Source organism: Terrabacter sp. Soil811, assembly GCF_001429655.1.
Taxonomy (GTDB): domain Bacteria; phylum Actinomycetota; class Actinomycetes; order Actinomycetales; family Dermatophilaceae; genus Terrabacter.
Window position 1 is genome coordinate 1024016 of sequence record NZ_LMSX01000001.1, and the last position, 17362, is coordinate 1041377.

At 72.8% G+C, this 17362-nt stretch carries 19 protein-coding genes; 7 read left to right on the forward strand and 12 right to left on the reverse strand.

Going from position 1 to position 17362, the window contains the following annotated elements:
* Nucleotides 1-58: 58 nt before the first annotated feature.
* Nucleotides 59-610 (forward strand): DM13 domain-containing protein, encoded by a 552-nt coding sequence (locus tag ASH01_RS04745; protein ID WP_056771931.1) that lies wholly within the window; start codon nucleotides 59-61, stop codon nucleotides 608-610.
* Between the two features lie 169 nt (nucleotides 611-779).
* On the opposite strand, the gene ASH01_RS04750 is transcribed toward ASH01_RS04745, so the two are convergent.
* Nucleotides 780-2048 (reverse strand): NAD(P)/FAD-dependent oxidoreductase, encoded by a 1269-nt coding sequence (locus tag ASH01_RS04750; RefSeq protein WP_056771934.1) that lies wholly within the window; start codon nucleotides 2046-2048, stop codon nucleotides 780-782.
* A 141-nt stretch (nucleotides 2049-2189) separates the two neighbouring features.
* On the opposite strand from ASH01_RS04750, the gene ASH01_RS04755 reads away from it, so the two are divergent.
* Nucleotides 2190-3824: a PucR family transcriptional regulator gene (locus ASH01_RS04755; RefSeq protein ID WP_235509525.1), complete on the forward strand. Its 1635-nt coding sequence runs from the start codon at nucleotides 2190-2192 to the stop codon at nucleotides 3822-3824.
* Nucleotides 3825-3852: 28 nt separating this feature from the next.
* Nucleotides 3853-4536: a nucleotidyltransferase domain-containing protein gene (locus ASH01_RS04760; RefSeq protein ID WP_056771937.1), complete on the forward strand. Its 684-nt coding sequence runs from the start codon at nucleotides 3853-3855 to the stop codon at nucleotides 4534-4536.
* On the opposite strand, the gene ASH01_RS04765 is transcribed toward ASH01_RS04760, so the two are convergent.
* A complete protein-coding gene (locus ASH01_RS04765; RefSeq protein ID WP_056771939.1) occupies nucleotides 4533-4976 on the reverse strand; it encodes a VOC family protein in 444 nt (147 codons plus the stop codon). The genes ASH01_RS04760 and ASH01_RS04765 overlap by 4 nt on opposite strands.
* A 137-nt stretch (nucleotides 4977-5113) precedes the next feature.
* Between ASH01_RS04765 and ASH01_RS04770 the strand changes: the two genes are divergently transcribed.
* A complete protein-coding gene (locus ASH01_RS04770; RefSeq protein ID WP_056771943.1) occupies nucleotides 5114-5581 on the forward strand; it encodes a hypothetical protein in 468 nt (155 codons plus the stop codon).
* A gap of 99 nt (nucleotides 5582-5680) precedes the next feature.
* Here the strand turns inward: ASH01_RS04770 and ASH01_RS22365 are convergent, their stop codons facing one another.
* Complete coding sequence (locus ASH01_RS22365; protein ID WP_045191048.1) at nucleotides 5681-5872, reverse strand: BldC family transcriptional regulator; 192 nt, start codon at nucleotides 5870-5872, stop codon at nucleotides 5681-5683.
* 443 nt (nucleotides 5873-6315) lie between these two features.
* On the opposite strand from ASH01_RS22365, the gene ASH01_RS04775 reads away from it, so the two are divergent.
* Nucleotides 6316-6510, forward strand: a complete 195-nt coding sequence (locus ASH01_RS04775) for a DUF3073 domain-containing protein (RefSeq protein ID WP_020142456.1) — start codon at nucleotides 6316-6318, stop codon at nucleotides 6508-6510.
* A gap of 253 nt (nucleotides 6511-6763) precedes the next feature.
* Here the strand turns inward: ASH01_RS04775 and purM are convergent, their stop codons facing one another.
* The 7 genes from purM to ASH01_RS04810 form a co-directional block, all read right to left on the reverse strand.
* Nucleotides 6764-7894 carry a phosphoribosylformylglycinamidine cyclo-ligase gene (purM, locus tag ASH01_RS04780; protein WP_056771946.1) on the reverse strand — a complete coding sequence of 377 codons (1131 nt, stop codon included), beginning with the start codon at nucleotides 7892-7894 and terminating at the stop codon, nucleotides 6764-6766.
* A 69-nt stretch (nucleotides 7895-7963) separates the two neighbouring features.
* Nucleotides 7964-9526 carry an amidophosphoribosyltransferase gene (gene purF / locus ASH01_RS04785; protein ID WP_056771949.1) on the reverse strand — a complete coding sequence of 521 codons (1563 nt, stop codon included), beginning with the start codon at nucleotides 9524-9526 and terminating at the stop codon, nucleotides 7964-7966.
* Between the two features lie 42 nt (nucleotides 9527-9568).
* A complete protein-coding gene (gene thpR, locus ASH01_RS04790) occupies nucleotides 9569-10129 on the reverse strand; it encodes an RNA 2',3'-cyclic phosphodiesterase (RefSeq protein ID WP_056771952.1) in 561 nt (186 codons plus the stop codon).
* Nucleotides 10126-11328 carry a CaiB/BaiF CoA transferase family protein gene (locus tag ASH01_RS04795; RefSeq protein WP_327191901.1) on the reverse strand — a complete coding sequence of 401 codons (1203 nt, stop codon included), beginning with the start codon at nucleotides 11326-11328 and terminating at the stop codon, nucleotides 10126-10128. The genes thpR and ASH01_RS04795 overlap by 4 nt, the downstream gene beginning before the upstream one ends.
* Nucleotides 11325-11573: a hypothetical protein gene (locus tag ASH01_RS04800; protein ID WP_056771955.1), complete on the reverse strand. Its 249-nt coding sequence runs from the start codon at nucleotides 11571-11573 to the stop codon at nucleotides 11325-11327. Before ASH01_RS04800 ends, ASH01_RS04795 begins: the two co-directional genes overlap by 4 nt.
* Nucleotides 11570-11950 (reverse strand): sterol carrier family protein, encoded by a 381-nt coding sequence (locus ASH01_RS04805; RefSeq protein ID WP_056771958.1) that lies wholly within the window; start codon nucleotides 11948-11950, stop codon nucleotides 11570-11572. The genes ASH01_RS04800 and ASH01_RS04805 overlap by 4 nt, the downstream gene beginning before the upstream one ends.
* A gap of 43 nt (nucleotides 11951-11993) precedes the next feature.
* Entirely contained in the window at nucleotides 11994-12875 is an 882-nt protein-coding gene (locus ASH01_RS04810; RefSeq protein ID WP_056771960.1) for an LLM class flavin-dependent oxidoreductase, read from the reverse strand.
* 88 nt (nucleotides 12876-12963) lie between these two features.
* Here ASH01_RS04810 and ASH01_RS04815 point away from each other — a divergent pair, with 88 nt between their 5' ends.
* On the forward strand, nucleotides 12964-13389 hold the full coding sequence (locus ASH01_RS04815) for a VOC family protein (RefSeq protein WP_056771963.1): 426 nt from the start codon (nucleotides 12964-12966) through the stop codon (nucleotides 13387-13389).
* Nucleotides 13390-13500: 111 nt separating this feature from the next.
* Nucleotides 13501-14319 (forward strand): spermidine synthase, encoded by an 819-nt coding sequence (locus ASH01_RS04820; protein WP_327191902.1) that lies wholly within the window; start codon nucleotides 13501-13503, stop codon nucleotides 14317-14319.
* 18 nt (nucleotides 14320-14337) lie between these two features.
* On the opposite strand, the gene purL is transcribed toward ASH01_RS04820, so the two are convergent.
* Nucleotides 14338-16638, reverse strand: a complete 2301-nt coding sequence (purL, locus tag ASH01_RS04825; protein WP_056771965.1) for a phosphoribosylformylglycinamidine synthase subunit PurL — start codon at nucleotides 16636-16638, stop codon at nucleotides 14338-14340.
* Nucleotides 16635-17330: a phosphoribosylformylglycinamidine synthase subunit PurQ gene (gene purQ / locus ASH01_RS04830; protein ID WP_056771968.1), complete on the reverse strand. Its 696-nt coding sequence runs from the start codon at nucleotides 17328-17330 to the stop codon at nucleotides 16635-16637. The genes purL and purQ overlap by 4 nt, the downstream gene beginning before the upstream one ends.
* Between the last annotated feature and the right edge of the window lie 32 nt (nucleotides 17331-17362).

The window sequence follows — 17362 nt, forward strand, 5'->3', positions numbered from 1 at the left end:
AGCACCTCGTAAGGCTCTCGTCATGGTCCGGCCACGCCGGAGCCGGTGCACTGGAGCCATGACACGACGCCCTTGGATCGCCGCCGCCGTCACCGTCGCCACGGTCGGGCTCGTCACCGGCCTCGTCCTCTTCCAGCCGTGGCGGCTGCTCACCCGCAGCGTCGTCGACGAGCCGGTCCCCGTGGCCGTCGCGACCGCCACGACGGCCGGCGGGGGCACGGGGCCGACCACACGGCATACGCCCCCGGCCGCACCAGCGGCTCCGCACGTCGTCGGCCAAGGGCGCTTCGTCGACGGGGAGCACGCCACCTCCGGCACGGCCCGGGTGCTCGAGCTGGCCGACGGCACGACGATCCTGCGGCTCGAGGGCTTCTCGACGAGCGACGGGCCGGACGTCGTCGTGTGGCTGACCGACCAGCCTGCGGGAGGGGACGACTGGCATCGCTACGACGACGGCCGGTTCGTCCCGCTCGGCGACCTCAAGGCCACGGACGGCAACCAGAACTACGCCGTCCCGGCAGGCACGGACCTGTCGGGCCTGACCTCGGTCGTCATCTGGTGCGACCGGTTCGACGTCGCCTTCGGATCGGCACCAATCCGGTCCGCATGACGTCTCCGAACCACGGTTGACGGCTGCCGCCGCACTGAGGGGTCCGGTGGCAGCCGTCTCCGGCGGGCGCTGACGCGCCGCCGATGCGCGGGGGGACGCGCACGGAGGCCCACCTGACGAGTGTCGTCAGGTGGGCCTTGTCCGTGTCTCCCGGTGCTGCCGGGGGCGCTCAGCGGAGCGGGTTGAAGGGCGCGAGCTGCTCGGGCGCGCGGCCGGTGACCATCTGCTCGGCGAGCAGGCGGCCGGTGACCGGGCCGAGGGTGATGCCCCACATGCCGTGGCCGCCGGCGACGAAGACCTTGGGGTTCTTCGAGGCGCCGATGAGCGGGAGCCCGTCGATGGTGCAGGGACGCGAGCCCACCCACTCGTCCTGGCGGTGGTCGAGGTCGGCTCCCTGGAGCAGCGGGCGCGCCGACTCGACGATGGCCTTGATGCGGCGGGGGTCGAGCGCGGCCTCCGGCTGGCGGAACTCCATCATGCCGGCGACGCGGAGGCGGTCACCGACGGGCGTGCAGGCGACGCGCGCAGCCGGGAAGTAGACGGGGCCGTTGGGCAGGTCGTCGACGGCGACGCTGAAGGAGTAGCCGCGGCCGGCCTGGACCACACGCGTGACGCCGAACTCCCGCGCGAGCTTGCCGAGCCACGCGCCGGTCGCGACGACGACCGCGTCGTAGTGCTCGGCCTGGCCGAAGTCGTTCGTCACGCGCACGCCGGCCGGGGTGTCGGTGATGCGCGAGACGGCACTGCCGGTGACGATCTTGCCGCCGCGGGCGGTGACCGAGTCGGCGAGCGCGGCGACGTAGGCGCCCGGGTTGATGAAGCGCTGACCGTGCAGCACGATCGCGGCGCCGATCTCGTCGGACAGGGCCGGCTCGATGGCACGGGCCTCGTCGCCGCTCAGGACGTCGAAGGTGATGTCGCCGCCGGAGGCGTGGATGTGCTCGATCTCCTCGAGCAGGGTCTGGCGCTCCTCGGCCGTGCGGTAGGCGGCGGTGAAGGACTTCGCCTCGTAGGTGTCGGCGTCGACCCCGCCGGCCTTGAGGAGGTCGAAGCTCTGGAGCGACAGGTCGTTGACGGGCACGAGGGCCCCCATGGCCTTCTTCCACGCCGTCATGGTGCTGTGGCGCGTGAAGCCGGTGACGAAGCGGAGGAAGTCCGGGCGCGCGCTCGGCGGCACGTAGACGGGCGAGCTCGGGCTGAGGACGGCGCGCAGGCCGTACTTGAGCACGGCGGGTTCGGGCAGCGGCGTCGCGATGCCGGGCGTCAGCCAGCCCGCGTTGCCCCAGGACGCGCCGGCGGCCACGCCGTCGCGGTCGATGACGGTGACCTCGACGCCACGCTCCTGGAGGAACCAGGCGGTGGCGAGACCGACCATGCCGGCGCCGACGACGGCGACGCGCTCGGGGACGGGGGTACCGGCGGGGGTCACAGCGGCCATGCGATCGACTCCTGGGTCTGGTGCTCGGGTGGTGCCTTGCCTCCATGGTGGGGCCGCGCGTGAAGGGGCCCATGGTGCTGCGCTGCCACTGTTTGCGAACCTTGTTGTGCTGGGAGCACCACACCGGGCCACAATGGTCGTATGCCGTCCGCCCCGTCCCGCGCGACCCGACGGTCCGCGACCCGCACCTCGTCGACGACCCCGGTCGGCCTGCCCATCGCTCAGCTCGTCGGCACCCTCGGCGGCGGCCTGCTCACGGTGGTCGTCGACGTCGGAGGTCCGACGGTCGACGACGTCACGCTCGCCGAGCCCGGCTCGGGCGTCTTCGGCCAGGCCGGTGACCTGCTCCTCGGCGTCGGGGTCGAGCGGCCGGCCGAGGCGGCCGCCCTGCTCGAGGGCGCGGCGGCCGTCGACTGCGGCGCCGTCGTGCTGCGGCGGGCCGCGGCCCGCAACCAGCAGGTGCGCGCCGCGGCGGCCCGCTTCCGCGTCAGCCTCGTGGAGCTCGCCGACCACGCGTCGTGGGCGCACGTCGTGTGGCTGCTGCGCGGTGTCCTCGACCGCGCGGCGAGCGGACCGGCGGTGCGCGCGGAGGGCCCGGTGCTCGACGAGCTCTTCGCCCTTGCCGACGCGTGCGCGGCTCTCGTCGCGGCTCCCATCACCATCGAGGACACCCAGTCGCGGGTGCTCGCCTACTCCTCGACCCAGGACGTCGCCGACCCGGCGCGCGTCTCGACCATCGTCGGCCGGCGGGTGCCCGACGAGGTCATCGCCAACCTCCGCGGGCGCGGGGTGTTCCGCCGGCTCGCGCGCTCCGACGAGCCCTTCTTCGTCCCGGCCGGGCGCGGCCTGCGGGCCCGCGTCGTCGTACCGGTGCGGGCCGGCACCGAGTGGCTGGGCTCGATCTGGGCCGTCGTCGACGAGGAGCCACCCGAGCAGGTCATGGGCTCGCTCGCCCAGACGGCGTCGGTCGTGGCCCTGCACCTGCTGCGCCTGCGGTCGCAGGCCGACCTCGCCCGACGGGTCTCGGCCGACCGGCTCCGGGCCGTGCTGAGCGGCGACACGCTCGAGGCCGAGGGCTGGCTGCCGGCGCCGCCGTGGCGGGTCGTCGTCCTCGCCGGTGCGCACCGGCCGCGCACCGACCCGACCGGTGAGGGCGCGCCCCGTGACACCGAGCACGAGCTCGACGTGTGGGAGTCCGCTGCTCGGCGCCGCTCGTGGCGCCAGCCGCTCCTCGCGATCTTCGACGGCGTCGCCCTGACCCTCGTGCGAGACGTGCCCGGCGACGCGTCCCCCGGCACGTGGGAGTGGCTGCTCGGCGTCGTCGAGGAGGTCGCGGGTGTCACGCCGACGGCCACGGCGAGCGCCGGCGGCCGGGTCTCGCGCACCGTCGACCTCGACCGCTCGCGACGCGAGGCCACCGAGGTGCAGCGCCTGCGCGACGTCGGCCGCGTCTCGGGCACGACCACGACGGTCGAGGACGCCTGGGCGGCCGTCACCAACGCCCGCGCCCTCGGAGGCATCTGGACCGAGGAGCTGCTCGGTCCGGTCGCCGCCCTGCGCGAGCACGACGAGGCCCACCACACGGCCTACCTCGAGACGGTCGCGGCGTGGCTCGACCACCCGGGCGACCCGCGGGCGGCCGCGGCGCGGGTCCACGTGCACCCCAACACGCTCCGCTACCGGATGCAGCGCCTGTCCGGCGTCGTCGAGCTCGACCTGCACGACCCCGAGACGCGTCTCGCCCTGCGCCTCCAGTTGCGCGCACTCGGCCACTGAGGCGAGCCGCCGGCGCTAGCGTGGCGTCGTGGGCGAGCAGGAGGCGGACGAGCAGGACGAGGTGACGACCGGCGGGCAGCAGTGGCTCGCACCGGACGAGTTCCAGCGGATCTACGGTCCGCAGCACCCGTGGACCCCCGCCGAGGTCCGGGACCTCCTCGCCGGGCTCGACGTGCCCTGGTGGGTGGCCGGCGGCTGGGCCCTCGAGGCCTTCACCGGCGTGGCCCGCGACCACGAGGACATCGACGTCTCGGTGCTCCGCCGCGACGTCGGCGCGATCCGAGCCCACCTCGAGCCGCACTGGCACCTGTGGTCCGCCGGCGACTCAGGCCTGCTGCACCTGCGGCCCGGACGGGAGGTGCCCGAAGACTCCGGCCAGATCTGGGTCCGCGAGCACGCGCTCGCCCCGTGGCGCGGGGAGATCCTGCTCAACCCGGACGTCGACGGACGGTGGCAGTTCAAGCGCGACCCCTCGCTCGTGGTGTCACTGGACGATGCCACGTGGGAGCGCGACGGTGTGCGCTACCTGCGCCCCGAGCTCGTCCTCGCCCACAAGGCCGCCTCGCCACGCCCCAAGGACGACGCCGACCTCGAGGCCGCGCTCCCCCTGCTCGGTGCCGCCCAGGTGGCGGTGCTCCGGCGAGTCGTCGACGCCCAGCCGGCCGGCCATCCGTGGCGGGCTCGCCTGGACGGGGTTCGAGGCGGCGCCTAGGCAGGCGCCTCGCCCAGGTGGACCGTGCCGTCGGCGTCGACCCGGAAGTTCGGGTTGTGCACGAGATCCCAGCGGAAGCCGTCCGGGTCGGCCACGCACGCACTGACCCCACCCCACTCGCGCTCGGTCGGGGCGGAGACGGAGGTCGCGCCGGCAGCCAGCGCGGCGGCATACAACGCCTCGACCTGGCCGACCTCGGTGACGTTGTGGCCCAGCGACACGGGTGGCGCCGAGGAGCCGTGCGCGACGTCGCCGTACTCGCTCGGCATCTGCGCGACGTCCCACAGGGCGAGGAGCACGCCGGGGGCACCCTGGACGAAGGTGATCTCCGGCAGGTGGAGGACGGAGCGGAAGCCGAGCCCGTCGACGTAGAACGCGCGGGAGCGCTCGACGTCGCGGACGCCGAGGGTGATGGCGGTGATCTCGGGTGGGTTCGTCATCCCGCCACGATAGGACCGGCCACCGACGTCGCCGAGCCGTAAGGACCGGATAACCACCTCGTCATGGAGTGCACGACCGGGACGGGATTGACTCGGTGGTGAGCCGGTCAGGGTGACCGGACGAAAGGTGGAAAGCCATGTCTCACAAGCTGACTCGCAGGACCATCCGGTCTCTCTGTGTCGCCGCGGTCGCCCTCCCCGCCCTCGCCGCGGGCACCTCCGCCCAGGCGGGCGGCGTGTCGGGGCCGGCGTTCTACGTCGACCACGAGCTCTACCGTACGGTCGCGACGCCGACCGACCTCAGCGGCACCGGCGCACCCGCGCAGTCGTGGGACACGATCTACAGCTTCGGCGCCGTGCAGCGCAGCGTCGCCACCGCGGCCCCCGGCGACCCCGGCTACAACGGCGGACGCTGGCAGGTGCACGCCGTCTCGCTGACGAGCACGTATGCCGCGGTGCTGGCGGCCGGCGACCGCGACGGCAACGGCGTGCTCGACGCCGCGGACGAGGTGCAGGCGGCCATCGGCGCCGGAGCCCTCGTCGACGGCGGCGTCGTGAAGTACTTCGTGTGCACGGTCAACCCCGTCCCCCACGGCCGGGCCTGACCACCACGTCCAACCACCGGGTAGCAGTCGGGGGAGGAACACCGTGTGGTGCGCCTCCCCCGACGATCTGACCGGTTTACCCCCAACTTTCCGTCGAGATCAGTGCCCGCCACCCAGAAGGTCGCGCACCTCTGACTCGCGATACCTCCGGTGCCCACCAAGGGTCCGGATCGAAGTCAGCTTTCCTGCCTTGGCCCACCGCGTGACCGTCTTCGGGTCCACACGGAACAGGGCCGCAACCTCGGCAGGAGTCAGTAGCTTCTCGGTCTCGTGTCGATCCTGAGTCGTCATTGTCATATCCCCACCACCCTGTCGCTAGGTGCAGCGACACGCATGCGCCCCAATCGGGGCTCAGTAAAGCAAGGGTAAAGTCTCGGCCAGTCTAATGGCGGTTAAACACTGAAAAGAGTCAAATCGTCCCGCTTCCGAGACACAAGGTGTATACGCCCGACCGGCCGCCCGGAAGCGTACCCCCCGACCCCTGACGGTCCCTGGCGGACCCCCGAGCAACCCCCGAGCAACCCCCGAGCGACCTCCGGCCGGTCGGCCCGCTTCGAGCAGGTGCGACGCGCCGCCGATCAGGGGGTGGGGCGGGCGCAGGATTTGCCTCACTCATGTAGCGTTAGCACCACGAGAACACACACATTCCCGGGGCCGCTACGCGGACATCGAAGAACCACCCGGTTCTCCGAGGAGCGATGCCGTCCCGGCACGACGCACGAGGGGGTCACGCCATGGGGCGCGGCCGAGCCAAAGCCAAGCAGACCAAGGTCGCACGGCAGCTCAAGTACTACACACCTGACACGGACTTGAGCGCGCTGGAGCGTGAGCTGCACGGGCCGTCGCAACGCGACGTGTCCAACCAGCCACGATCCGTCGACGACGACGAGTACGACGAATACGGGAAGTGGGCCTCGGGCGGGCGCTGAGCCTGCCTTCCTCTTCCGTCTGCACCTCGTGCGTCGGGTGTTCACACCCGGCGCGCGATCGGTGCTGCCCTCGAGGCGCCTGAGGCTCCCGCCCACGCGGCGAGAGCGTCGGGGTGACGCATCGATGCCCGCACACCCTCCGGGTGCTGCGGGCTTCGTCATGCCCGCGTCCGTGGGGCGTATGCCGTGTGCCGCGGTACTCCCGTCGGGTCGGGTGTGCCGCCCGGCCGGGTAACCGCGTGCCGGCCCGGGCTCAGGCGGTCGGGTGCTGCCCGACGACCTGCACGGCGCCGCCGTCGACGCCCTTGGCGCCGCGCACGATCTCGGCGTCACCGGCGACGAGGCCGTCGGCGTGCGCCCGCTCCTCGGTGGCGACCTCACCGAGACGCCACGCACGGATGCCGCGGGCCTCGCTCAGCTCGATGGCGCGCTCCGCCTGGGCCTCGGGGAGCACGGCGACGAAGCCGATGCCCTGGTTGAGGGTGCGCTCGATGTCGGCCTGCGGCACGCGGCCGAGGTCCTGCACGGTGCGGAAGACGGCAGGCGGGGTCCACGTCGAGCGGTCGACCCGGGCGAAGGTGCCGGTCGGGAGGACACGGGCGAGGTTCGCGGCCAGGCCGCCGCCCGTGACGTGGCTCAGGGCGTGCACGTCGACACCCTCGGCGGCGATGAGCTCGAGCAGCGGCTTGGTGTAGATGCGGGTCGGCTCGAGCAGCTCCTCGCCGAGGGTGCGGCCGAAGTCGTCGACGTGGCGGTCGAGCTGCCAGCCAGCGCTCGCGATGACGCGACGCACGAGGCTGTAGCCGTTGCTGTGCAGGCCACTGCTCGCGAGGGCGACCACGACGTCTCCGTCGGCGACGCGCTGGGGACCCAGCACGGCGGCATACTCCACGACGCCGGTGGCGGCGCCGGCGACGTCGTACTCGTCGGGTTCGAGCAGGCCCGGGTGCTCGGCGGTCTCGCCGCCGACGAGGGCGACCCCCGCCTCCTCGCACGCGCGGGCGATGCCGCCGACGATGGCGGCGATGCGCTCCGGGACGACCTTGCCCGTCGCGATGTAGTCGGTCATGAAGAGCGGCTCGGCGCCGCACACGACGATGTCGTCGACGACCATGCCGACGAGGTCGAAGCCGATGGTGTCGTGCACGTCGAGGGCCTGGGCGATGGCGACCTTGGTGCCGACGCCGTCGGTGCTCGTGGCGAGGATCGGGCGGGTCATCCGGGCGATCGCGCTCGCGTCGAACATGCCGGCGAACCCGCCGAGGCCACCGACGACCTCTGGTCTGGTGGCGCGCCGCACCGATGCCTTCATCAGCTCGACGGCCTTGTCACCTGCCTCGACGTCGACTCCGGCCGAGGCATACGTGATGGGGGCATCGCTCACGGGCCCCAGCCTACCGGCGCCAGAGGGACGCCCGGTCCGGCGTCCAGCCGACCGCCCGCCGGAGGGCGGTCAGGGGTGCTGGAGGGCGTTCTCGCCGCCGAGGCCGACCCCGAGGGTCACCCCGTCGACGTCGACCGAGCGGTCGTGGCCGGTGCGCACCGTCAGCGGCAGCGTCTCGAGGACGTGCTTGCCGATGCGACCGTCCTCGGGCAGCTCGATGGGGTACTTCCCGGTGAAGCACGCGGAGCAGAGCTCGTCGGCGGGCTGGTTCGTCGCGCCGATCATGCCCTCCTCGGAGATGTAGCCGAGGGAGTCGGCGCCGATCGAGGCCCTGATCTCCTCGACCTTGAGGCCGGTCGCGATGAGCTCGGCCCGCGTCGCGAAGTCGATGCCGTAGAAGCACGGCCACTGCACGGGCGGCGAGCTGATGCGCACGTGCACCTCGGCCGCGCCGGCCTCGCGGAGCATGCGGATCTGCGCCCGCTGGGTGTTGCCGCGCACGATCGAGTCGTCGACGACGACGAGGCGCTTGCCGCGGATCGTGTGCTCGAGCGGGTTGAGCTTGAGCCGGATGCCGAGCTGGCGCAGGGTCTGCGACGGCTGGATGAAGGTGCGGCCGACGTAGGCGTTCTTGACGAAGCCCTGGCCGAACGGGATCCCCGACTCCTGCGAGTAGCCAACAGCCGCAGGCACGCCCGACTCCGGGACACCGATGACGAGGTCGGCGTCGACGGGGTGCTCGCGCGCCAGCACGCGCCCCATCTCGACGCGGGCCTCGTGCACGACCCGGCCGCGGATGACGGCGTCGGGGCGGGCGAGGTAGACGTACTCGAACACGCAGCCCTTGGGCTGGGGCTCGGCGAACGTGTGCGAGCGCAGGCCGTCCTCGTCGATGACGATGAGCTCACCGGGCTCGACCTCGCGGATGACGGCGGCGCCGATCGTCTGCAGGGCCGCGGTCTCGGACGCGACGACCCAGCCCCGCTCGAGGCGGCCGAGCGCGAGGGGACGCACGCCCCACGGGTCGCGGGCGGCATACAACGTCGTCTCGTCCATGAAGACGAAGGAGAACGCGCCCTTGAGCTTGGGCAGCAGCTCGAGGGCGGCCTGCTCGGGGGTGCGGTCCTCGTCGGCCGCGAGCAGCGTCGTGACGAGGGCGGTGTCGGAGGTGTTGCCGCGGGCGAGCTCGCCGGTGATGCGGGTGCCGCCGAAGTGCTCGTCGACGAGGGCCTTGAGCTCGACCGTGTTGATGAGGTTGCCGTTGTGGGCGAGGGCCAGGGTGCTGTGGCCGGTGCCGCCGAGCGTCGGCTGGGCGTTCTCCCACGTCGAGCCGCCGGTCGTGGAGTAGCGCGTGTGGCCGATGGCGATGTGGCCGCGGAGCGAGCTGAGCGCGGTCTCGTCGAAGACCTGCGACACGAGGCCCATGTCCTTGTAGACGAGGATCTTCTCGCCGTCACCGGTCGCGATGCCGGCCGACTCCTGACCGCGGTGCTGCAACGCATAGAGCCCGAAGTACGTCAGCTTCGCGACGTCCTCTCCGGGAGCCCAGACGCCGAAGACCCCGCAGGCGTCCTGCGGGCCTTTCTCGCCGGGGATGAGGTCATGGTTCAAACGACCGTCGCCACGTGCCACAGCGCCAGTGTCGCACACGCCGGTGGGCGACTCGTCCGCGGTTCACGACCGCAGCGGCAGCTCGGCGAGCACCTCGTAGCGCGGCCGCCGCCCCCGCCCCTCACCGAGGTGGGACTCGACGAGCGCGAGGTGGTCGACCCGCCAGGCCGGCCCCTCCCAGGCGTCGAGCGCGCGGATCCAACGGGTCGCCTCGGTGGGGCGGTGGAAGCGGCCGAGCGTCAGGTGCGGGTGGAAGCGCGTCCCGTCGGGCGTCGCCCCCGCCGCCGTCGACGCACGGCGTATGCCGCCCGCCACCGCTCCGAGGTCACCGCGGACCTGCTCCACGCCCGCCCAGAGCACGCGGGCGGCGTACAGGTTCGGGAAGGCGCCGGCCCCCGCGAGCTGCAGGACGAGGGGATTGCGCCGTGCTGCGGAGCGCCCGAGCGCCTCGGAGAGGTCGTCGAGGCGGGCCTCCGGGACGGCGCCGAGGAAGGCGAGGGTGACGTGCCACTGGTGGCGGTCGGTCCAGCGGATCTCCGGACCCGCCTCGCGCCGTGGCTCGACGTGCGCCTCGAGGTCGTCGAGCACGTCGTCGGGAGGGACGACGGCGACGAAGAGCCTCACGGCGTGGAGGCAGCGCCCGAGGCGATGAGGGCGTCGACGTCGTCGATGCCCCACGCGGCGAGGGCGGCGCGGGTGTCGGCGCCGGGTGTGGACGGTGGGGTGCCGAGTGCGGCCGGGGTGCGCGAGAAGCGGGGCGCCGGGGCCGGCTGGACGAGGCCGTGGTGCTCGACGTAGGTGCCGCGCGCGGCGAGGTGCGGGTGGCCGGGTGCCTCGGCGTAGCTGAGGACCGGCTCGACGCACGCGTCGGTGCCCTCGAGGGCAGCCGTCCACTCGTCGCGGGTGCGGCTGCGGAAGGTGTCGGCGAGCAGGGCGCGCAGGGCGGGCCACGTGCGCGGGTCGAGGCGGTCGGGCGCGGTGTCGGTGAGGCCGGTCAGGCGCAGCAGCTCGGCATAGAACGCGGGCTCGAGTGGACCGACCGCGAGCCAGCCACCGTCGCTCGTCTCGTAGACGTCGTAGAAGGGGGCGCCGGTGTCGAGGAGGTTGGTGCCGCGGCGGTCGGACCACAGCCCGGCGCCCACGAGGCTCATGACGAGCGAGGAGAGGTGGGCGGTGCCGTCGACGATCGCGGCGTCGACGACCTGTCCGCGGCCGCTCGCGCGGGCCTCGAGGAGGGCGGCAAGGACGCCGACGACGAGGTAGAGGGCTCCTCCCCCGAAGTCGCCGACGAGGTTGACGGGGACCTGCGGAGGTCCGCCGGCGCGGCCGATGGCGTGCAGCGCGCCGGTGATGGCGACGTAGCCGATGTCGTGCCCGGCGGCGTGGGCGAGCGGGCCGTCCTGCCCCCACCCGGTCATCCGGCCGTAGACGAGGCGTGGGTTGCGACCGAGGCAGTCGGTGGGCCCGAGCCCGAGCCGCTCGGCGACACCGGGCCGGTAGCCCTCGAGGAGCACGTCGGCCTGCTCGACGAGCGCGAGGGTCGTCGCGAGACCGTCGGGATGCTTGAGGTCGAGGGCGACGGAGGGGCGGCCGCGGCGCAGCAGGTCGGCCTCGGGCGACAGCGGGACGGGCAGCGAGCCCTCACCGGGCCTGTCGATTCGGATGACGTCGGCGCCGAGGTCGGCGAGCAGCATCGCCGCGAAGGGCGCGGGGCCGATGCCGGCGAGCTCGACGACGCGGATGCCGGCAAGGGGTCCCGTGCGGGCGGCAGGTGCGCCCTGGGCGTCCGGCACGCCCTCGGCGTGGCCGAGCGGCGGGGTCACGACTGGTCGCGACCCGACCGGTCGAGGAGGATGCCGAGGACGCCGGCCAGGCCGGTGCCGATGAAGGCGCCGAGGGCGCCGATGTAGAGCGCGCCCGTGGTCGTCGTGTAGCCCTGCACCTCGTCACCCACGATCGAGATGGCGGCACCCACGATGAAACCCAGCACGGCGCCCGTGATGAGGAAGCGCTTGAAGTTGGGGATGCGGGGACGCTCGGGGCGGGTGGTCGGCGAGGGCTGGGTCACGAGTCCAGCCTAAGCGAGGTGAGCGGAAGCAGGCCGTCGAGGTGGGCCCGCTGACCGCTGGCCCGGACCCGCGCCCCGTCGAGGGCCGCCTCCCAGGCCAGGTCACCGACGGCGAGGCGCAGCCACGTCGCCGCGTCGGTCTCGATGACGTTGGGCGGCGTGCCGCGGGTGTGGACCGGGCCCTCGATGCACTGCACCGCGCCGTGCGGGGGGACGCGCACCTCGACGGTGCGGCCTGGGGCGATGGTCGCGAGCTCCTCGAGCGTGTAGCGGACCGCCGTCGCCGTGGTGCGGCGGTCGGCCTCCCAGCCCGCCTCACGGCAGGCGACGAGGGCGGCATGTCCCTCGGCGACGGGCGTACGGCGGCGTGGCGGCATACCTCGCAGGCTATCGGCGTGCGCCGACGGCCGACCGACGCCCTCAGCGCAGGCGGGGGATGACGTCGGCGACGACCTCGTCGAGGACCTCGCGGGTGGTGTGGAAGGGCTCCGTCGTGCGCGGCCAGTGGGTGATGACGTCGGTGAAGCCGAGGGCCGCGGCGCGGCCCACGGCGTCCTCGAACGCGGCAGCGCTCGACAGCGAGAAGGTCGGAGCCGAGTCGAGGTTGAGGTAGCGGCCGAAGCCCGCGGCGTCGCGGCCGGCGACCTCGAGGGCGGCGTCGACCCTCCGGCTGTGACCGGCCACGAGCTCCCACCACTCGTCGTCGGTGTCGGCGGTGCCGCCGTAGGTCATCCAGCCGTCGCCGCGGTCGACCGCCAGGCCCATCGACTTGGGGCCGTTGGCCGCGATGACGAGCGGCACCCGGTTGCCGGTGTCGCCGCCGCGAACCGGGCCGGGGAGGGTGCGCACGTCGCGGGCGGCATAGAAGCGGCCGTCGACGGTGACGTGGTCGTCACGCAGGAGGCGGTCGAGCAGGTCGGTGAACTCGGTGAAACGGGCGACGCGGTCACGGAGCGTGAGGTCCTCGCCCATGATCCGTGAGTCGAGGTCGCCGCCCGTCCCGATGCCGAGGAGGAACCGTCCGCGCGAGATGTCGTCGAGGGCCAGCACCTCGCGCATGAACTGCACCGGGTGGTGGTTGTTGGGCGACGACACGAACGTGCCGAGACCGATGCGCTCGGTGACGGCAGCGGCCGCGGCGAGCGTCGGCACCGCGGCGAACCACGGCGACTCGGGCAGGCCGCCCCACGTCACGTGGTCGAAGGTCCAGGCGTGGTCGAAGCCCATCTGCTCGGCCGCGCGCCACATCGGCTCGGCCTCGGACCAGGGGTGCTCGGGCAGGATCGCCAGACCGAATCGCATCCCCTGACGGTAGTCCAGAACCGTTGTCGCCGACGGTGCCGGGCCGTAGCGTCGGAAAGGACAACCCACGCCCGCCGAAGGAGCAGCCATGTCCAATCTCGTCGTCCACTTCGAGATCCACGGCTCGGACCCCGCGCGCCTCGCCGACTTCTACGAGCGGCTGCTCGGCTGGTCCTTCCAGCAGTTCGGCGACATGCCCTACTGGGCCATCGACACCGGCGACGAGGCGGCGAGTCAGGGAGGCGTCGGCCACGGCATCAACGGCGGCCTGACGCAGCGCCAGGGCCCCGCACCCGAGATCGGCGGGGCCGTCAACGGGGCCAACCTCGTCATCGCCGTCGACGACGTCGACGGCCTCTTCGCCCAGGGCCTCGAGCTGGGCGGGTCCGAGGCCCTCGCGCCGGCCGACATGCCAGGCGTCGGGCGCCTGGCCTACCTCCACGACCCCGACGGCAACGTCTTCGGCCTCATCTCCCCGGTCCTGTCCGACGGCACCACCGCGATGGGGTCGTGACGCCACTGCCACCTACGCTGGTCGCGTGACGCCAGCCCGAGGATCCGACCCCGCTGCACCGTCGTGGGCCGCCCCACCGACTGCTGCCCGCACTCTCGCCCTGGATCTCACGTGAGCGCGGGATCGACTGCGGCACAGCACGTCTGGCTCGAGTGGGACGAGCGCGGCGGCGTCACGGTCCACATGGACGGATCGCCGCAGTCGCACGTCCAGCCCGACGACCCGACCCTGCTCGTCTTCGAGTACATCCAGCACCTGGCGCTCGCCATCGACACCATGCCGCCGGGCCCGCTCGGCGTCACGCACGTCGGCGGCGCCGGACTGACGTTGCCGCGCTGGGTGGAGGCGACCCGTCCGGGCTCGCCCCAGATCGTCCTCGAGCCGGACGAGGCCCTGACCGAGCTCGTCCGTCGCGAGGTCCCCCTCCCCCGGCGCCACCGCATCCGCGTCCGCCCGGTCGACGGCCTGACGGGCGTGCGCGCGCTCAGGGACGACTCCGCCGACGTCGTCGTGACGGACGCCTACGCGGGAGGGCGCGTGCCTGCGGAGCTCGTCGGGACGGCATACGCCCACGAGGTGGCGCGCGTGCTCAAGCCGACGGGCATCGCCCTCTGGAACCTCGCCGACGAGCCCGGGATGCGCTGGGTCGCAAGGGTGGTCGCGACGGTGGCCACGTCGCTGCCGCACGTCGCGGTGATCGCGACGCACGAGGTGCTCAAGGGCCGACGGTTCGGCAACTCGGTGCTCGTCGCCAGCGCGTCGCCGTTGCCGGCGGAGGCGCTGAGGCGTGACGTCGCCAGGGCCAACCTGCCGACCGGACTGCGTGAAGGCGCGGCACTGACGCGGCTGGTCGCGGGCGCAAAACCCTTTGACGACAGGGGAATGCAGAGCCCGCCACCTCCCGAGGCCGGGAAGTGGCGGGCGCGTTGACGAGCTGAGGCCGGGAGCTCAGGAGCCGAAGACCGCCGGGAGCGTGAACTCGTGCGCCGACGTGAGCTCGGCGACCGAGACGGAGAAGTGGCCGACGACCTCGAGGTCGCGCCCACCGGTCACGCCGATGCGCGCGTGCGGCACGTCACGGAGCATCGACTCGAACTCGGCCGCGTGACCGGCCGGCACCGCGACGAGCGCGCGGGCGCTCGACTCGGAGAAGAGCGCCGTGAAGGCGTCGAGGGGGTTGCCCTCGGCGTCCGCACCGATCGCGTCGAGTCCGTCGACGGTGACACCGACGCCGTGACGCATGCACGCCTCGGCGAGGGCGATGGCGAGACCACCCTCGGAGAGGTCGTGCGCGGCCTCGACGATGCCGGTGCGCGCCGCCTCGACGAGGACCCGACCGAGGGCCTGCTCGGCCGCGAGGTCGACCTTTGGCGGGAGCCCGCCGAGGTGCTTGTGGACGACGTGCGCCCACTCGGACCCGTCGAGCTCGTCACGCGTCGTGCCGAGGAGGTAGACGTGCGCGTCGTCGCTGCGGAAGCCCGAGCCGGAGCGCTTGGAGACGTCGTCCATGACCCCGAGCACGCCGATGACGGGCGTCGGGTGGATCGCGACGTCGCCGGTCTGGTTGTAGAACGACACGTTGCCGCCGGTGACGGGGATGCCGAGGAAGCGGCACCCCTCGGCGATCCCGCGGATGGACTCACGGAACTGCCACATGACGCCGGGGTCCTCCGGCGAGCCGAAGTTGAGGCAGTCGGTGACGGCGAGCGGGGCGGCGCCGGCGGTCGCGACGTTGCGGTAGGCCTCGGCGAGCGCGAGCTGCGCACCGGCATACGGGTCGAGCTTGGCGAAGCGGCCGTTGCAGTCGGTCGACACGGCGACGCCGCGGCCCGTCTCCTCGTCGACGCGCACGACGCCCGAGTCATCGGGCTGCGCGAGAGCGGTGTTGCCGAGCACGTAGCGGTCGTACTGGTCGGTGATCCACGACTTGTCGCAGAGGTTGGGCGAGCCGAGCAGCGTCAGCAGCTGCGCCCGGATCTCCTCGCCCGTCTGCGGCTTGGCCAGCTCGGCCGTGCCCGCGGCGTTGAGACCGTCGAGGTATGCCGGCCGGGCCAGCGGGCGGTTGTACGTCGGGCCCTCGTGGGCGACCGAGCGCGGCGGCACGTCGACGATGACCTCGCCGTGCCAGGTGATGACGAGGTGGTCGCCGTCGGTGACCTCGCCGATGACGGTGGCCTCGACGTCCCACTTCTCGGTGATGGCCATGAACTCGTCGAGGTGCTTCGGCTCGACGACGGCCATCATGCGCTCCTGCGACTCCGACATGAGGATCTCCTGCGGCTGCAGGCTCGCGTCGCGCAGCGGGACGAGGGAGAGCTCGACCTGCATGCCGCCGTCACCGTTGGAGGCGAGCTCGCTGGTGGCACAGGAGAGCCCGGCACCGCCGAGGTCCTGGATGCCGTCGACGACGCCGGCCGCGTAGAGGTCGAGACAGCACTCGATGAGCACCTTCTCGGCGAACGGGTCGCCGACCTGGACGGCGGGGCGCTTGGTCGGGCCGCCCTCGTCGAAGGTCTCGGACGCGAGCACCGAGACGCCGCCGATGCCGTCGCCGCCGGTCTTGGCGCCGAAGAGGATGACCTTGTTGCCGGGACCCGACGCCTTGGCGAGGTGGATGTCCTCGATGCGCATCGCGCCGACGCAGAGGGCGTTGACGAGCGGGTTGCCCTGGTAGCAGTCGTCGAAGACGACCTCGCCGCCGATGTTGGGCAGGCCGATGCAGTTGCCGTAGCCGCCGACGCCCGCGACGACGCCCGGCAGGACGCGCTGGGTGTCGGGGTGGTGCAGGTTGCCGAAGCGGAGCGGGTCCATGACGGCGATGGGGCGCGCACCCATCGACATGATGTCGCGGATGATGCCGCCGACGCCCGTCGCGGCGCCCTGGTAGGGCTCGACGTAGGACGGATGGTTGTGCGACTCGACCTTGAAGGTCACGGCCCAGCCGTCACCGATGTCGACGACGCCGGCGTTCTCACCGATGCCGACGAGGAGCTTCTCGCGCATCTCGTCGGTGGTGTTCTCGCCCCAGAGGGAGAAGTGGATCTTGCTCGACTTGTAGGAGCAGTGCTCGCTCCACATGACGGAGTACATCGCGAGCTCCGCGATGGTCGGACGGCGCCCGATGATCTCGCGGATGTTGGCGTACTCGTCGACCTTGAGGCCGAGCTCGGCCCACGGCTGCTCGACGTCGGGCGTGGCCGCGGCGTGCTCGACGGTGTCGAGGAGGGGCGCGGTCTGGGTGTCGCTCATGCGGTGGCTGCGCTCTCGAGGGTCTGCTTGATGATCGAGGTGAAGAAGCCGCGACCGTCGAGGCTCGGGCCGTAGCCCTCCTCGACGGCGTGCTCCGGGTGCGGCATCAGGCCGACGACGTTGCCGCGCTCGTTCGTGATGCCGGCGATGTCGCGGTAGGAGCCGTTGGGGTTGCGCCCCTCGGCGTCGGGGACGTAGCGGAAGACGACCCGGCCCTCGCCCTCGAGCGTGTCGAGCGTCTTCTCGTCGGCGACGAACCCGCCCTCGCCGTTCTTGAGGACGATCGTGATCTCCTGGCCGGCCTCGAAGTCGGACGTCCATGCGGTGGAGGCGTTCTCGACGACGAGCCGCTGGTCGACGCAGTTGAACTTGCGGTGGTCGTTGCGGATCAGCGCGCCGGGGAGCAGGTGGCTCTCGGTGAGCACCTGGAAGCCGTTGCAGATGCCGAGGACGGGCAGGCCGCCCCGGGCCGCGGGCACGAGGGCGTCCATGACCGGCGCGAAGCGTGCGATGGCGCCGCACCGGAGGTAGTCGCCGTAGGAGAAGCCACCGGGCAGGATGACCGCGTCGACGCCCTTGAGGTCTGCGTCGCCGTGCCAGAGCGGGACGGCCTCGCCGCCGCACTCCCGGACGGCACGCGCCGCGTCACGGTCGTCGAGCGAGCCGGGGAACGTGACGACGCCGATCCTCACTGCTCGCCATCCTCCGCCTCGTCGGGCTCGCC

What these genes read in the sequence shown, in the direction of transcription:
- ASH01_RS04745 (WP_056771931.1), top strand. Translation starts at nt 59, where the DNA reads ATGACACGACGCCCTTGGATCGCCGCCGCCGTCACCGTCGCCACGGTC.
- ASH01_RS04750 (WP_056771934.1), bottom strand. Translation starts at nt 2,048, where the DNA reads ATGGCCGCTGTGACCCCCGCCGGTACCCCCGTCCCCGAGCGCGTCGCC.
- ASH01_RS04755 (WP_235509525.1), top strand. Translation starts at nt 2,190, where the DNA reads ATGCCGTCCGCCCCGTCCCGCGCGACCCGACGGTCCGCGACCCGCACC.
- ASH01_RS04765 (WP_056771939.1), bottom strand. Translation starts at nt 4,976, where the DNA reads ATGACGAACCCACCCGAGATCACCGCCATCACCCTCGGCGTCCGCGAC.
- ASH01_RS04770 (WP_056771943.1), top strand. Translation starts at nt 5,114, where the DNA reads ATGTCTCACAAGCTGACTCGCAGGACCATCCGGTCTCTCTGTGTCGCC.
- ASH01_RS22365 (WP_045191048.1), bottom strand. Translation starts at nt 5,872, where the DNA reads ATGACGACTCAGGATCGACACGAGACCGAGAAGCTACTGACTCCTGCC.
- ASH01_RS04775 (WP_020142456.1), top strand. Translation starts at nt 6,316, where the DNA reads ATGGGGCGCGGCCGAGCCAAAGCCAAGCAGACCAAGGTCGCACGGCAG.
- ASH01_RS04805 (WP_056771958.1), bottom strand. Translation starts at nt 11,950, where the DNA reads ATGCCGCCACGCCGCCGTACGCCCGTCGCCGAGGGACATGCCGCCCTC.
- ASH01_RS04810 (WP_056771960.1), bottom strand. Translation starts at nt 12,875, where the DNA reads ATGCGATTCGGTCTGGCGATCCTGCCCGAGCACCCCTGGTCCGAGGCC.
- ASH01_RS04815 (WP_056771963.1), top strand. Translation starts at nt 12,964, where the DNA reads ATGTCCAATCTCGTCGTCCACTTCGAGATCCACGGCTCGGACCCCGCG.
- purL (WP_056771965.1), bottom strand. Translation starts at nt 16,638, where the DNA reads ATGAGCGACACCCAGACCGCGCCCCTCCTCGACACCGTCGAGCACGCC.